At 61.2% G+C, this 13,630-nt stretch carries 15 protein-coding genes; 4 read left to right on the forward strand and 11 right to left on the reverse strand.

Translation table 11 applies throughout. From position 1 onward, the window contains the following. Positions 1–9: 9 nt before the first annotated feature. From QZ329_RS01555 to QZ329_RS01585, 7 genes are all read right to left on the reverse strand, one after another. Entirely contained in the window at positions 10–1,281 is a 1,272-nt protein-coding gene (locus QZ329_RS01555; RefSeq protein ID WP_295747581.1) for an ABC transporter permease, read from the reverse strand. Beyond that, on the reverse strand, positions 1,278–1,979 hold the full coding sequence (locus QZ329_RS01560; RefSeq protein ID WP_295747583.1) for an ABC transporter ATP-binding protein: 702 nt from the start codon (positions 1,977–1,979) through the stop codon (positions 1,278–1,280). Before QZ329_RS01560 ends, QZ329_RS01555 begins: the two co-directional genes overlap by 4 nt. Before the next feature lies 1 nt (position 1,980). Then, complete coding sequence (locus QZ329_RS01565) at positions 1,981–3,663, reverse strand: HlyD family efflux transporter periplasmic adaptor subunit (RefSeq protein WP_295747585.1); 1,683 nt, start codon at positions 3,661–3,663, stop codon at positions 1,981–1,983. A 347-nt stretch (positions 3,664–4,010) separates the two neighbouring features. Further along, the gene (locus QZ329_RS01570; RefSeq protein ID WP_295747587.1) at positions 4,011–6,050 is read right to left on the reverse strand and encodes a TRAP transporter permease; all 2,040 of its coding nucleotides are present in this window, start codon (positions 6,048–6,050) and stop codon (positions 4,011–4,013) included. A 126-nt stretch (positions 6,051–6,176) separates the two neighbouring features. Continuing rightward, positions 6,177–7,229: a TAXI family TRAP transporter solute-binding subunit gene (locus tag QZ329_RS01575; protein ID WP_295747589.1), complete on the reverse strand. Its 1,053-nt coding sequence runs from the start codon at positions 7,227–7,229 to the stop codon at positions 6,177–6,179. A gap of 290 nt (positions 7,230–7,519) precedes the next feature. Next, positions 7,520–7,954, reverse strand: coding sequence for a CBS domain-containing protein (locus tag QZ329_RS01580; RefSeq protein WP_295747591.1), 435 nt, complete (start codon positions 7,952–7,954; stop codon positions 7,520–7,522). Positions 7,955–8,261: 307 nt separating this feature from the next. Further along, positions 8,262–8,723, reverse strand: a complete 462-nt coding sequence (locus QZ329_RS01585; protein ID WP_295747594.1) for a nucleoside deaminase — start codon at positions 8,721–8,723, stop codon at positions 8,262–8,264. 77 nt (positions 8,724–8,800) lie between these two features. Here QZ329_RS01585 and QZ329_RS01590 point away from each other — a divergent pair, with 77 nt between their 5' ends. From QZ329_RS01590 to rpsI, 4 genes are all read left to right on the forward strand, one after another. Then, entirely contained in the window at positions 8,801–9,061 is a 261-nt protein-coding gene (locus QZ329_RS01590; protein WP_295747596.1) for a DUF2508 family protein, read from the forward strand. Continuing rightward, positions 9,052–9,315, forward strand: coding sequence for a pro-sigmaK processing inhibitor BofA family protein (locus tag QZ329_RS01595; protein ID WP_295747598.1), 264 nt, complete (start codon positions 9,052–9,054; stop codon positions 9,313–9,315). Before QZ329_RS01590 ends, QZ329_RS01595 begins: the two co-directional genes overlap by 10 nt. A gap of 402 nt (positions 9,316–9,717) precedes the next feature. Next, the gene (rplM, locus tag QZ329_RS01600; protein WP_295747600.1) at positions 9,718–10,149 is read left to right on the forward strand and encodes a 50S ribosomal protein L13; all 432 of its coding nucleotides are present in this window, start codon (positions 9,718–9,720) and stop codon (positions 10,147–10,149) included. A 14-nt stretch (positions 10,150–10,163) separates the two neighbouring features. Next, on the forward strand, positions 10,164–10,568 hold the full coding sequence (gene rpsI, locus QZ329_RS01605; protein ID WP_293280468.1) for a 30S ribosomal protein S9: 405 nt from the start codon (positions 10,164–10,166) through the stop codon (positions 10,566–10,568). Positions 10,569–10,632: 64 nt separating this feature from the next. On the opposite strand, the gene QZ329_RS01610 is transcribed toward rpsI, so the two are convergent. From QZ329_RS01610 to QZ329_RS01625, 4 genes are all read right to left on the reverse strand, one after another. Then, positions 10,633–11,370, reverse strand: a complete 738-nt coding sequence (locus QZ329_RS01610; RefSeq protein ID WP_295747602.1) for a hypothetical protein — start codon at positions 11,368–11,370, stop codon at positions 10,633–10,635. A 48-nt stretch (positions 11,371–11,418) separates the two neighbouring features. Further along, positions 11,419–11,859, reverse strand: a complete 441-nt coding sequence (locus QZ329_RS01615; protein WP_295747605.1) for a cell wall hydrolase — start codon at positions 11,857–11,859, stop codon at positions 11,419–11,421. 149 nt (positions 11,860–12,008) lie between these two features. Continuing rightward, the gene (locus tag QZ329_RS01620; protein ID WP_295747608.1) at positions 12,009–13,142 is read right to left on the reverse strand and encodes a glycosyltransferase; all 1,134 of its coding nucleotides are present in this window, start codon (positions 13,140–13,142) and stop codon (positions 12,009–12,011) included. A gap of 16 nt (positions 13,143–13,158) precedes the next feature. Beyond that, positions 13,159–13,419, reverse strand: a complete 261-nt coding sequence (locus QZ329_RS01625; protein ID WP_295747611.1) for a TIGR03905 family TSCPD domain-containing protein — start codon at positions 13,417–13,419, stop codon at positions 13,159–13,161. Positions 13,420–13,630: the final 211 nt, after the last annotated feature.

The raw sequence follows: 13,630 nt of genomic DNA on the forward strand, positions 1-13,630 counted from the left end.
TTTCCTCCTTCATTCTGCCCGCAAAGCCTCCACGGGCTGGAGATTGGACGCCTTCACCGCCGGATAGCTGCCGAAGACGACGCCCAGCAGCACCGAGAGGCCGAAGGCCCCTGCCGTCACCATGGCGGAGGGATAAATGGTCATCTGGAAGAGCAGGTTCCCCAGGACGAAGCAGCCCAAGGTGCCGATGCCGATGCCGATGATGCCGCCGATACCGCAGAGCATGGCCGCCTCAATGAGAAACTGGGTGACGATGCTGCTTCGCTGGGCGCCGATGGCACGGCGGATGCCGATCTCCCTTGTGCGCTCCGTCACCGTGACCAGCATGATGTTCATAATGCCGATGCCGCCCACCATCAGCGAGATGGCGGCCACGCCGGCCAGCACGCCGCCGATGAGGCCCAGGGTCTCGTTGACATAGTCCATGTTCTGGTTTTCGGGGCGGATGCTATAGTCGTTGGTGCTCCGGTTCAAAAGGCCCTTTAAAAACCCGTCCAGCTGGGTGACGATCTCGTCCATCCGCGTGGTGTCCTTGGCGATGACGATGAAGGTGCTGTCGCCGTTGTCCCCGCCCAGGACGCGCTTGGCGGTATAGGGGGCCAGGACGAAGTTGTCCAGCGTGCTCATGGAGGTGCTGCCCTCCTTGATGCGGGAGGCGTAGACGCCGATGACCTCAAAATTCTGGTTGTTCAGCTGCACGGTCTTTCCCACGGGGTCCGCCGTGCCGAAGAAAACCTTGGCGGCCTGGGCCCCCAGGACCACCACCTGGTTGTAGTTCTGAATGTCCAGATAGCTCAGGTCCCGGCCTCTGGCGATTTTCAGGTTGCTGCACGCGGCGTATTGGTCGCTGCCGTAATAGAACTGGGGCGGGGCGCTGATGAGGTTCATGCCCGACTCGTCCCACTGGTAGTCCATGTTGGCGGTGGTTTTGGTGCCGTAGACCATGTTGGCGCTGAAGGAGGCCTGGGGCGTCACGCCGGCCACCAGGTCCTTCATGCCGTTGCAGTACTCGTAGATATCGGGGAAGTAGTCCTTTCCCATGGGAACCATGTTGCCGTTCTCATCTGAGGTGTACGCGTAGCAGTAGACGCTGACCTGGATGCGGTTGGTGCCCATGGCCTCGAACTGTTCCATCATCTTGCTGGCGTAGCCGGTGATGACGGAGACGATGGTCATGACGGAGGCGATGCCGATGATGATGCCCAGCATGGTCAAAACGGACCGGCCCTTTTTGCCCCAGATGGACTTCCAGGCCATTTTCACTGCCTGTCGAACGTTCAAAACCAGTCCACCTCCTGTTCCTTGTCCTCCACGATCTTGCCGTCTGTCAGGCGGACCACCCGGCGGGCCGTGGCGGCGATGCCGTTGTCGTGGGTAATCAGGATGACGGTGGTGCCCTCCCGGTTCAGCTGCTGGAGGAACTCCAGCACCTCGTGGCCCGTCCGGGAGTCCAGGGCGCCGGTGGGCTCGTCGGCCATGATGATGGGGGGCTTGGTGGCGATGGCCCTGGCGATGGCCACCCGCTGCTGCTGGCCGCCGGACATCTCCGTGGGCTTGTGCTTGACTCGTTTGGAAAGGCCCACCCGCTCCAGAGCCTCCAGAGCCAGGTCGTAGCGGTCGTCCGCCCCGATGCCCTGATAGATCAGGGGCAGCTCCACGTTCTCCAGCACCGTCAGGGTCTGGATGAGGTTGTACTGCTGGAAGATGAAGCCGATCTCCTTGTTGCGGATGAGGGAAAGTTCCTTGTCCGTCAGGTCCCGGACGTCGGTGCCGTCCAGGAAATAGTCCCCCCTTGTGGGAATGTCCAGGCAGCCCAGGACGTTCATCATTGTGGACTTGCCGGAGCCGGACTGGCCCACCACCGCCACGAATTCCCCCCGCTGAATGGTGAGGGAGACCCCATCCAGGGCCCGGACCTCGCTTTCAAGACCCTCGCCGTAGATCTTGAAGACGTTTCGAAGCTCTACTAAATTCGCCATATCAGAAACCCCAGGAAGAGGACATCTGGACCTGGGTGAAGACCTCGGCGCCTTCCTCCACGCCGGACTTGATCTCCACATTGTAGTTGTCGGAGATGCCGATCTCCACAGCCACGGGCCAATAGCCCTCGGGAATCATCTCGTCGATCATGACGCCCTCCACGGCGTTTTCGGGCCTGTCGCCGGCGACGTAGACCACGGTCAGGCTCTCTCCCGCCTCGGTGGAGACGGTGCGGACCGCTTGGAGGGGCAGAATGAGGCAGTTGTCGTTCTCGCTGGCGGTGAGGGAGTAGTTGATGTAGCTGTTGACCTGGAGGGTCTCCTCCGCGTTGTCCACGGAGATGACCATGGGATAGGTGGCCACGCCGTTGTTGATGGTGCTGGAGAGGCTGACGCTCTCCACCATACCCATGGCCTGGGTGCCCCACTGGTCCAGGTTCACCATGGTCCCCGCCTGAACGGCGCTGACGTTCCGCTCGTCCACGGTGGCGTTGACAATGAGGGAGGAGGTGTCGGAGATGGTGACCACGGAGGTGTTGGCGGCGATCTCGTCGCCGGGCTTCATGGTCAATCCGATGACCTTGCCCGCGATGGAGGCCACGGCATTGCAATTCGCCAGATTCTTCTCAGCGGTCTCCAGCTCCTTCTGGGCCTCCTCCAGGCTCTGCTGGGCGGAGAAAATCTCGGCCTCGCTGTCCTCGCCGTCCACCCGGACCAGCACCTGCCCGGCGGTGACCTGGAGATAGTCCACCAGGCTGCTGGAGAGGATGGTGCCGTTGACGGTGGAGGTCAGGTCGCCGGTGCGGTAGTACTCCAGCTTCCCGGGCTCATAGGGATACACGGTCTCCCCCTCCACCGACACGGTGGCGGAGGCGGCCATCTCCGCGCTGAGGGCCCCCTCGTTTTCCACCAGGATATCGGCGGAGAAGAGCTTGGTTCCCTCTGGAGTGATGCGGCTGACCATGTGGACGGCCTCCACCGTGCCGGGGATGGAGCTCATCAGGGCGGGGATGGACACATCCACGCTCTGCCCCTGGAAGATGCGGCCCTCGTAGGCATAACTGTAATACTGCGTGAGGCGGAGGCGGGTGTCGTCCGCCAGGACGGCCACCTTCTGCCCCTTGCTGATGGTGTCGCCGGGATTCAGGTCCACCACCTCCATCAGCTTGCCGGGATAGCCCGCCGCCAGGTTGAGGCCCGCCACGTCCTTCAAGAGGGCGTTGAGCTGCTTCTCCCGGCCCAGCACGTCCTGCCGGGCCTTGTCCACGGCGGTGCGGGCGGCGTCGGAGTCGATGATAAAAAGGGGCGTGCCGGGTTCCACGGTGTCGCCCTCGTTGACGAAGACCTCGCTGACGGTGCCGGAGGTGGCGATGGTGATGGTCTCGCTGTCCTTGGCCTTGGTGAGGCCGCTGCCGTCCACGGTGGCGGTGATGGAGCCGTACTGCACCGTGGTGGTGAGAACCTCTGTCTGGTCCCCGCCGCTTTGGCCGCTTAAAAACTGGCGGACGCCCAGACCGGCGGCGATGAGGATGAGAAGAAAGAGAAACCACCGGACAATTTTCCGCCGTTTCTTTCGGGGCATCCCCTTCCACTTTTTCAGGAGGGAGGTTTTTTCCGGAGCCGCTTCCGGAGCCGGCTGAACGGCTTCGGCCGTCTGCTTTTCGCGATCCATGACTTCTGACATATGACTTCTCCTTCGTCGGTTTGATCGAATTCCAATGGCCGCGCCCGTCCCGAAAGCGCGTTTCCCAGGACAGAGCTGCCGCCGGGGTACAGAATACAGGGAGCTGGCATCAAAACTGTATCATCTATGCTAGAACAGTTTGCCTTGGAAAACAACAACAAAACGGTTACAGAATTCTTAAGATTTTCTGAAGATGAGAACACAGCTCCCTATTTCTTTAGACGTTTGAGGCGCTGGAAGGGTTTCGGAAAAATATGTACAAAAATATAGCGGGACAGGGCGGATTTTCCGTCATGCGCTCCCTCCAGGAAAAAACCGCCCCGAGTGGGGCGGTTTTGAAATGAGGCTCAGGCGTTGGCGGGACGGTTTTTCGCCGTGGACCGCTGATAGAACAGCACGGCGGCCAGAGCGGCCAGACCCACCATATCCGTGACGGAGCCGGGAATCATCATGGCCAGACCCCCCACCGCCAGGGCAAGGCGCAGCAGCTTGGGAATGGGGCGGAAGAGATACCCGTTCAGCGCGGCGGCCACGCCGAAGATGCCCAGCAGGGCGCTGATGACGATCTGCACCACCTGGAAGGCGCTGGTCACGTCCACAAAGAGCATGGCGGGACTGTAGGCGAAGATATAGGGGACGATGAAGGCGGCGATGGCCAGTTTTGTGGCGTTGACGCCGGTCTTCATGGGGTCGGACTTGGCGATGGCGCTGCCGGCATAGGCCGCCAGGGCCACGGGAGGCGTGATGTCCGCCACGATGCCGAAATAGAAGACAAAGAAGTGGGCAGGAATCTTGCCAATGCCCAGCTGAATCAGAATGGGGGCGCAGGTGGAGGCCATGATGCAGTAGTTGGCCGTGGTGGGCACGCCCATGCCCAGCACGATGCAGCACAGCATGGTCAAAAACAGGGCGATGAACATGGAGACCGGCGGATAGGGGATCAGGCTGCTGACGTTGATGACCCCGTTGATGAGCTTGGAGGCAAGACCCGTCACGGTGATGCACCCGGCCACCATGCCCGCCATGGAGCAGGCCACGGCCACGGTGATGCAGCTCCGGCCGCCGGACTCCAGGGCGCTGACGGTCATGGAGGCGGTGTCCTTCACAAAGTGGGCGGCGAAGCCCTCGTCATGCTGGTTCCGGCTGTCCGTGAACATATGGGGGAGGCTCACCAGAATCGCCAGCAAAATGGCGACGGAGGCGGAGAACTGGAGGGTCCGGGTTCCGGTGGAGACCATCCACACCAGGACCACCAGAGGCAGCAGCAGATAGATGCTGCGGACCAGCAGGCGGAGCTTGGGCAGCTGGTCCCGGGGGACGCCCTTGAGGTTCAGGCGGCGTGCCTCCAGATGGACGGCCATAAAGATGCCGGTGAAGTACAGCAGGGCGGGGAGAATGGCCTTCAGGGCCACGTTGGCATAAGTTGTGTCCATGTACTCCGCCATGAGGAACGCCGCCGCGCCCATGATGGGGGGCATGATCTGTCCGCCGGTGGAGGCCGCCGCCTCCACCGCCGCGGCGAACTCCCCCTGATAACCGGTGCGCTTCATCATGGGGATGGTGACAGAGCCAGTGGTGACGGTGTTGCCCACAGAGGAGCCGGAGACCATGCCGCACAGGGCGGAGGAGATGACCGCCACCTTGGCGGGGCCGCCGGAGGTGCTGCCCGCCAGGGAGTTGGCCAGGTCGATGAAGAAGCTGGAGATGCCCGTCCGCTCCAGGAACGCGCCGAAGATGATAAAGACGGCGATGAACTTGGCGCAGACCTGAATGGGCGTGGCCATGACGCCGGAGGTGCCGTAGAACAGGGTGTAAATCACCCGGGCCAGATTCTGCCCGCTGGCAAAGGTGTACACCAGCAGCACCCCCACAACACCGAGAATGGGCAGGCCCACGCACCGGCGGCAGAGCTCCGCCAGACACAAAATCGCCACAATGCCGATGACCAGGTAGAACCACGCGTTGGGAATGGCGGTTTCACTGGCGGGGTTGATCTTTCCGGCGCTGGTGATGACCATGACCAGGGACTTGTAATTGACGCAGTAATAGAAGAAGGAACCCGCCCCCAGCAGCATCAGAACAACGTCGTACCAGGGCATGGCGTTGGGTTTCACATGGTCCTTCCGGGCAGGGTAGGTCAGATAGCCCATGACAATGATAAGCCCCAGGAAGGAGCTGAGCCGGATGGGCATATCCCAGGTGCAGCGGAGGGTGGACCAGATGCAGTACAGGGAGAAGAGGGCCATGACCACGCTGACCACAACCTTGGGCTTCCCCTCCCAGATGCGGGTGGCGGATTCCCGGTCGTACTTCCGCATGACCTCGCTCATGTCCGCCGGGGTGCCAATGTCCACGTCGGGGAGATGCTTCTTGTCTTTCTCGCTCATAGTTCGTACTCCTTATTAAAATAAACACAGGGGGGTCCTTGCCGCATTGAAGGGGCGGCGGCGCGCTGCCCTTTCAATGCGGCAAGGGCCGCGTCAGGCGGCCCTTGCCGGAGATGCCGTAAGGGATCAATAGGTCCCGGCGGGAATGGTGTAGGCGCTGTAGTAGGGGGAGACCTCCAGCAGGGCGTTGGTATGCTCCTCGTCCAGGCTGACCAGATACACGGGGCCGCTGGTGGCCAGGTCCACGATGGAGGTGGTGGGAGCGCCGGCCACGACGAAGGCCGCGTCGATCTTCTTGTCCTTCAGGTTCTCGGTGCTGTCGGCGAAGCCCAGGTACACGGGGCTGATGCCGGTGTCAGGGTCGATGTCATAGGCGCTCAGCACGTCCACGGCATTGAACCACACGCCGGAACCCCGGTCGCCGATGGAGACGGACTTGCCCGCCAGGTCGGCCACGGACTTGATGTCGGGATTGGTGGTGACGATCTGGACCTGCTCCATATACAAAGAGGCCACCACGGAGAAGTTCTCCACCTTGGAGTCAAAGAGGCGCTCGCCGTTGTAGGCGTAGCTCATGACGTCGGACTGGACGAAGCCCAGCTGCACGTCGCCGGCGGCCAGATTCTCAATGTTCTCCTTGGAGCCGCCGGAGGTGATGGCGGTGACGGAGACGCCGGTGTTGTTGGAGACATAGCTGCTGAGCACGCCGCCGAAGGCGTAGTAGGTGCCGGACTCGCCGCCGGTGCCGAAGGTCAGGGCCTTGGAGCTGCCGGAGCCCGCGCCTTCCTTAACGGAGGCGACTTCAATGCCCTTCTCGGCAAAGTACTTGGCCGCGCCGGGGTGATAGGGCACGGAGGTGACGGAGGAGGCGAAGGTCAGGTCCAGCTCGCCGCCCTTGGCGTGCTGCTCGGTGATGGTCTCGATATTCTCGAAGATGGCGGAGGTGAAGGCGTAGATGTCGTCCTCCGGCACGTCGTCCCGGGCGATGACCACAGCGCCCACGGCCACGGTGTTGGTGTCCTCCGCGACGGTGGAGGCGCCGGAATTTCCGGAGTCGGCGGAGCCGTCCACAGGCGTGCCGCTTCCAGTGGAGGAGCCGCCGTCATTATTGCCGCCGCAGCCGGCGAGGAGCATGGCCAGCATAAGCACGGCCATCAGCAGAGAGAATTTCTTTTTCATCGTTCTTCCTCTTTTCATCAGGATAAAATTTTGCTGGGTTTGAATGCAATTCCTGCAATCATATGAATATCATACCATTCTATCCTCCAGTTTTCAAGGGCGTTTTTCCGGTTTTTGTACAATTTTTGCAGGATGATGCGATTTGACTTGCAGACTGACGCTTTTTTGTAAGTTTTTTTCCCGCCGTCCTGCAAACTGAGACGATTTACACAAATAAAGCCGGTCTACCCATGAAAAAATTATGCAAAAATAAGGAGCCGCCCGGGAAAGGACGGCTCCATGCAACCTGTTTATACGATTTTTCGGAGGGACGGCGCGGATTCTTTCTCCTTTGCCAGATACCGGATGATGGAGCGGCGGGTGACAATGCCGATGAAACTGTTGAGATCGTCTACCACGGGAACAAAGTTGTGGCGGATGATGTTGTTCAGCAGTTCGTCCAGGGAAGCGGTAATGCGGACAGAGGGGTTTTCCTGAAGAATGTCCCGGACGTGGAGCCGCTCCAGGTCCTTGACGGTGCAGGGGCAGGGGGTGCCCTCGTCGGGAATGAGCCGCCAGAGGAAGTCTCCCTCGCTGACGGTGCCCACGTACTGGCCCTTCCGGTTGATGACGGGAACGGCGCTGAGGCCGTGGTGCCGGAGTTTTTCCAAGCCCTGACGCATCGTGTTGTCGTCGTAAAGGAAGGCGACGCGGTGTTTGGGGATCAAGAGATACGCAATATTCACGATCATGCCTCGTTTCTCAAAGGCGGGGCAGCCCGCCTGGGTCGTGGTGGGTTAAATGTCTGTATCTATAATATACAGGAAGAGGCTGGGAAAGTGGTGAACAGTTTATGAAATTTGCTGGAAACTTTGACGGACCTCCCGGAAACCGGCGGAGGCGGGGAGGATGGAAAAACGGAACCGGGCCAGCCGTGAGGCTGGCCCGGTTCCTTATGGTTTGGAAGATTGGATGAAAAGAAGTTTTGTCTCTTGCAAGTATTAAGATACAGGAGAGTTGTTAAGGAAACCAGCACCAATTGTTACAAAAGTCTTAAATTATGTCAACCTGTCCCCCTCGCAGGCGCCGGAAAAACTGGGAGAGCACCGCCTGGCACTCCGCCTCCAGAATCCCGCCCACCAGGGCGGGGGAGGTGGGAAAATCTTCCATAAAAAGGTTGGTCACTCCGCCGCAGGCCCCAAAGGCCCGGTCCCGGGCCCCGAACCAGACCCGGCGGATTCGGGCGTTGAGGATGGCCCCGGCGCACATGGGGCAGGGCTCCAGGGTGACATAGAGTTCGCAGTCCTCCAGCCGCCAGGAGCCCAGGGTCTCGTTGGCCTGGGCGATGGCCTCCATCTCGGCGTGGGAGGCGGCGGACTGGGTCTGCTCCCGCCGGTTCCGGCCCCGGCCCACCACAAGACCCTCCCGGACGATGACGCAGCCCACGGGGACCTCCCCGGCGGCGGCGGCCTCGGCCGCCAGGGTCAGGGCCTGCCTCATAAAAATTTCTTCCATGGAATATCCACTCCCGTATGAAAACTGGCATATTTGTCCAAACTTGCCATACAGTATTATACAGGAGGGACAACGTTATGAAAACCACTTTCTTGAAAAAAACCAGACAGGACCAGGAGCTGCTGGCTCTGCGGGCGGAGCTGCAAAGCGCCCAGGGGGACCTGTCGCTGGCCTACCGGCAGTTTGACCAAGCGGTGGACCCGGAGCTGGTGGAATCCTGTATTTACCAGATCAAGGCGGAGAAGGCCCGCTGCAACTACCTCATCCGGGCCATCAAGGAGCGGAGTCCGGAGGGCTATGCCGCCCTGCGGCTGGAGGGCGACGCGGTATGGACCTGAATCAAAAGATCATCGCCGCGCTGCTGGCGGGGTTTTTCCTCATTGCCCTTCTGCGGGTGTTCAGCGCGCCGCTGAAGCTGGCAGTGAAGCTGCTGGTGAACACGCTCTTGGGCTTTTGCGCCCTCTGGGCGGTGAACGTAACCGCGGGGGTCACGGGGGTGGCCCTCGGGGTCAACGTCTGGAATGCCCTGGTCATCGGCGTTTTGGGTCTGCCGGGATTTGTGCTGCTGCTGCTGGTGCAGTGGGTTTTATAAGGCGGTACATAATATTCTTCCAAACTGAACGGCAGGAGGTAATATTTTCCGTGTATTTCGGTTGCCGCCGCTTGCGTCCGGCGAGAAAAACGAATCTAATCAAATGGATGATTTCCGAGCTTTTCGTTCGGAAATCATAAAAAGCCTCTTCCGCCGGGGGAGCTCCGGTGAGCCCCTTTGGCGCAAGGGGCTTTTTTCGTCTTCTGCGGAAAGCGGCAATTTGAAATTGACTTTGAGTATTTGTGAGTTTTTGCGAGATATCAAGAGAATTTCGGAGGATTACCGGAAATAATTAAAAATTCTGTTGACACCGGCGGAAAGGCATGGTATAAATAACCTTGCTCCGCAAGGAGCTCTTGATTTGTTAAGCCAAACGGAAAATATACTGATGGAGGAAAGACCATGTCCACTTTTATGGCGAATAAGGCCAACATCGAGCGCAAGTGGTACATCCTGGACGCCGCCGGCAAGCCCCTGGGCAAGACCGCCGTCCGGGCTGCCGATCTGCTGCGCGGCAAGACCAAGCCTACCTACACTCCCCATGCCGACTGCGGCGACAACGTCATCATCATCAACGCCGGCAAGGCCGTCCTCACCGGCAAGAAGGGCACCCAGAAGATTTACCGCACCCACTCCGGCTGGGTGGGCGGTCTGAAGGAGACTCCCTACCGCATCTTGATGCAGGAGAAGCCCGAGGTCGCCATGCGGGTGGCCGTCCGGGGCATGATGCCCAAGAACACGGTTGCCAAGGATTCTCTGAAGCGTCTGCACATCTACGCCGGCGCGGAGCACAAGCAGCAGGCCCAGAAGCCCATCGCCCTGGATGCCGAATAAGGAGGAGGAAGCGTATGTATCAGTCTAAGAAGCCCTATCTGTACGGCACCGGCCGCCGGAAGTCCTCCGTCGCCCGCGTCCACCTGTTCCCGGGCGGCACCGGGAGCATCACCATCAACGGCCGGGACATTGACGATTACTTTGGCCTGGAAACCCTGAAGATGGTCGTTCGCCAGCCCCTGGAGGCCACCGGCAACACCGGCAAGATGGACATTGTGGCCACTGTCACCGGCGGCGGCGTCACCGGTCAGGCCGGTGCCCTGCGCCACGGCATCGCCCGCGCCCTGCTGCTGGCCAGCGAGGACAACCGCCCCATCCTGAAAAAGGCCGGGTTCCTGACCCGCGACCCTCGCATGAAGGAGCGGAAGAAGTACGGCCTCAAGGCCGCCCGCCGCGCGCCGCAGTTCTCCAAGCGCTGATTTTCCGGTTTCACAACGATATGGCATGCAAAGCGGGGACCCAACGGGTCCCCGCTTTTTCGTTTCAGCAAAAGCCCTTCTCCCCGTTTTCCTGGAGAAACCGTTCGCACAGCTCCCGCTGTCTGGTGTCGTAGAACTCCATGTATTTCAGGGCGTAGATGTCACAGAGGATATAGCGCTGCCGTCCGGCTTGATAGATGATGAAATAGTCGTTGCCCACCTCGTGGAGAATACCCTCCCAGACCATGGTGCCCTGGGTGCCGATGAGGAGGGTGGCCGCCACGAAGTTCCCCCGGTTGCGCAGAAGCATGGATTTCAGGGAACCCAGGAAGGCCTCCCCCACGGTGGCCGGAGACTCGATCACCTCGGAGGGCTGGTGGCTGAGGAGGTCCAGATTGCCGGTGCTGCCAGCGAACTCATTTCGGGCGGCGCTGGGGCGGGCCGGCGCGGCAGGGGGCATGGAACCGGAGGAAACCGCCGTAGCGGCAGGGGGCATGGAACCGGAGGAAACCGCCGCAGCGGCAGGGGGCATGGAACCGGAGGAAGCCGCCGCAGCGGCGGGAGGCATGGAGCCGGAGGAAGCCGCCGCAGCGGCGGGAGGCATGGAGCCGGAAGGGGCTGCCGCTGCGGAGGGAAACTGAAAGGCGGGGGAAACGTCGGGCGCTGTGGTGGCGGGGGGATAGGTGAGCGCCTGGGAGGACGCGGAGGACGGGGAGCCCGCCGCCGGTGCTGCGGGGCGGGACCCGCTGATTTCCGAGGACCAGTCCATGGAGGACTGGGAAGCGTAGGGTATGTTGGCCATAATGACACCTCTCAAGTTTTATAGTAAGCGCGGGACCTGGACAGCGGTTCAGGTCGAGAAGTAGGCGTTTGTCGGGTTATAGAAGCAGTGGTCGCCGATGCGGGTCTGCCAGTAGCCCACGCCGGTGGGGAAAAAGGGGCGGCAGTCGGGACTGAAGGGGTTATAGAACCATAAGGACTCCGCCACCACGGGCAGGCGGTTTCCCGCAATGGCCCAGTCGGCGATGTCATAGTGGATCTGCTCCGGCCGCATGTTGTATATGTTCTGCGGATTGTAGGCGCCCCCCTCCGTCTCGCTGGCGCAGACGAATTGATAGGGCTGGAAAATGATGTTGCGGATGCTGCCCTGTCCAACGCGGGCGTACTCGCCGCCTTTGGCGTGGACCCGGTTCATCACAACCCCTGCCACCGCCTTCATGCCGTTCTCCCCCTCGCCGCCCGCCTCGCACTCGATCAGGCGCGCCAGCAGTTCCCGGTCGGAATATGCCATGGTTCACTCCTCCTTTGCCCCCATCATACGCAAAAAGAGGACCGCTGGTGACAGCGGTCCTCTGCGCTTATTGAAAATGGAAAGCGGGCTGGGCGGCGGGGCTTGCCGGATGGAAACGGCGGCCGGTCCCTCTTTCCGGGGGCGGTTTCTCACCGGCCTCGCTGCTCCTGAATGGCCAGGCGGAACATCTCCTCCGTCTGCTGGATGGAGCGGTCCAGGGCGTACTGCTTCGCGTGTCCGGCGTAGCGCTTCCCCATTTCCTCCCGCTCCTGGGGATGCTCGAACCACCAGTCGATCTTCTCCGCCAGGGCGGCGGCGTCCCCCGCGGGGAAGAGGCTTCGCTGGTCCAGGGCGAACTGAGGCGTGGCGGAGCGGGGCGAGTCGGCGATTACCGGCACCAGCCCGCAGGCGAAGGCCTCCATGCAGCTCATGGCCTCAATCTCCGCGTCGGAGGTGTGGACGTATAGGTCCGCCATGTGGAGAATCTCCAGAAGGCGGGCGGGCTCGTAAAACTCCATGACAATGGGGTTGGGCAGCTTCTCCGCCTGACGGCGGTATTTCCGCTCCAGAGGGCCCTTACCCGCCAGGATGACCTGGATCTCCTCCCTGTGGCGGCATTGGGCGCATGCGTCGATCAGCACGTCCTGCCGCTTCTCCCCGGCATAGCGGCCCACCATCAGCACGTTGAATTTTCCCTGCATCCAGTCCTCCTGGGGGCTGCGGCCATAGACGTACTGCGGGCTGATGCCGTTGGAGATGACGTGGAGGCGGGCGGTATAGCCGTGCTCCTGGAGCTGGTTGGCGATCATGTTGCTGGGACAGTGGATGTGGGTGAAGCGGTTGAAAAAGGTATCCCGGAACTTGGTGTAGACAAAGTCGTTCACCCGCTTGCTGTTGCCCAGGTGGAGGGTGAAGGTGATGTTCTCCGGCTGGCAGTGGAAGGCCGCCGTGTGGGGGATGCCCAGGCGCTCCACGTGCTTCAGGCCCATGATGGACAGGGGGGAGGGCATCATAAAATGCACCACATCCGCCCAGGCCGCCGCCTTCTCAAAGACGTGCTTGTTGGGAATGGCCAAGCGCATGCCCTGGCTGGTGATGAGATGCTCCACAATGGGAAGAAATTTCATCTGCCGCACAGCATATTTATAATCCGTGGGCTTGCCGGTGGCGATGACCCGCACCTCGTTGCCGTGCTCTTTCAGGGCGGTGGCGAAGCGGCGGGCGCTGATGGTGGTGCCGTTGTTGGCGTCGTCGAACTGGTCGATGACCAATACGATCTTCATAACTCCTGCCGCCCCCTCAGCGCTGGGCGTTCAGAGCCTGCTCCAATCCCCGGGCCAGCTGGTCCGGGCAGGAGGTGCCTCTGGCGGAGCAGTCGATGCCTTTCAGGCGGCGGATGGCCTCTTCCGCGGGCATGCCCTGAACCAGGACGGCGATGCCCTGGAGGTTGCCATGACAGCCCCCGGTGACGCGGAGGGCCTGAATGATGCCCTGGTCGTCCAGGTCCACCTGCATCTCGCGGGAGCAGACGCCCCGAGGCTGGAAAGTATATGTTTTCATATCGCGGTTACTCCTTCTCGGGCCTGCGGACGGCGGCAAGAGCGCCGGTCCGGGCCATAATTTTATACAGCATAGCATAGGCACAGGGAAAAGGCAAGAGGGACCTTGGCGGAGAAACACCTCCGGCCGCGCCGCCTGTTCAGCGCGGAATGGAACGCAGGGACGGACGCCAAGGTCCGCCCCTGCACAATCAGATTATGAAGCGTTTCCC

The organism is uncultured Oscillibacter sp. (assembly GCF_910579365.1).
GTDB lineage: Bacteria > Bacillota > Clostridia > Oscillospirales > Oscillospiraceae > Oscillibacter.

What these genes read in the sequence shown, in the direction of transcription:
- QZ329_RS01620 (WP_295747608.1), bottom strand. Translation starts at nt 13,142, where the DNA reads ATGAAGATCGTATTGGTCATCGACCAGTTCGACGACGCCAACAACGGC.
- QZ329_RS01565 (WP_295747585.1), bottom strand. Translation starts at nt 3,663, where the DNA reads ATGTCAGAAGTCATGGATCGCGAAAAGCAGACGGCCGAAGCCGTTCAG.
- QZ329_RS01575 (WP_295747589.1), bottom strand. Translation starts at nt 7,229, where the DNA reads ATGAAAAAGAAATTCTCTCTGCTGATGGCCGTGCTTATGCTGGCCATG.
- QZ329_RS01595 (WP_295747598.1), top strand. Translation starts at nt 9,052, where the DNA reads ATGGACCTGAATCAAAAGATCATCGCCGCGCTGCTGGCGGGGTTTTTC.
- rpsI (WP_293280468.1), top strand. Translation starts at nt 10,164, where the DNA reads ATGTATCAGTCTAAGAAGCCCTATCTGTACGGCACCGGCCGCCGGAAG.
- QZ329_RS01560 (WP_295747583.1), bottom strand. Translation starts at nt 1,979, where the DNA reads ATGGCGAATTTAGTAGAGCTTCGAAACGTCTTCAAGATCTACGGCGAG.
- QZ329_RS01610 (WP_295747602.1), bottom strand. Translation starts at nt 11,370, where the DNA reads ATGGCCAACATACCCTACGCTTCCCAGTCCTCCATGGACTGGTCCTCG.
- QZ329_RS01585 (WP_295747594.1), bottom strand. Translation starts at nt 8,723, where the DNA reads ATGGAAGAAATTTTTATGAGGCAGGCCCTGACCCTGGCGGCCGAGGCC.
- QZ329_RS01625 (WP_295747611.1), bottom strand. Translation starts at nt 13,419, where the DNA reads ATGAAAACATATACTTTCCAGCCTCGGGGCGTCTGCTCCCGCGAGATG.
- QZ329_RS01615 (WP_295747605.1), bottom strand. Translation starts at nt 11,859, where the DNA reads ATGGCATATTCCGACCGGGAACTGCTGGCGCGCCTGATCGAGTGCGAG.
- rplM (WP_295747600.1), top strand. Translation starts at nt 9,718, where the DNA reads ATGTCCACTTTTATGGCGAATAAGGCCAACATCGAGCGCAAGTGGTAC.
- QZ329_RS01590 (WP_295747596.1), top strand. Translation starts at nt 8,801, where the DNA reads ATGAAAACCACTTTCTTGAAAAAAACCAGACAGGACCAGGAGCTGCTG.
- QZ329_RS01570 (WP_295747587.1), bottom strand. Translation starts at nt 6,050, where the DNA reads ATGAGCGAGAAAGACAAGAAGCATCTCCCCGACGTGGACATTGGCACC.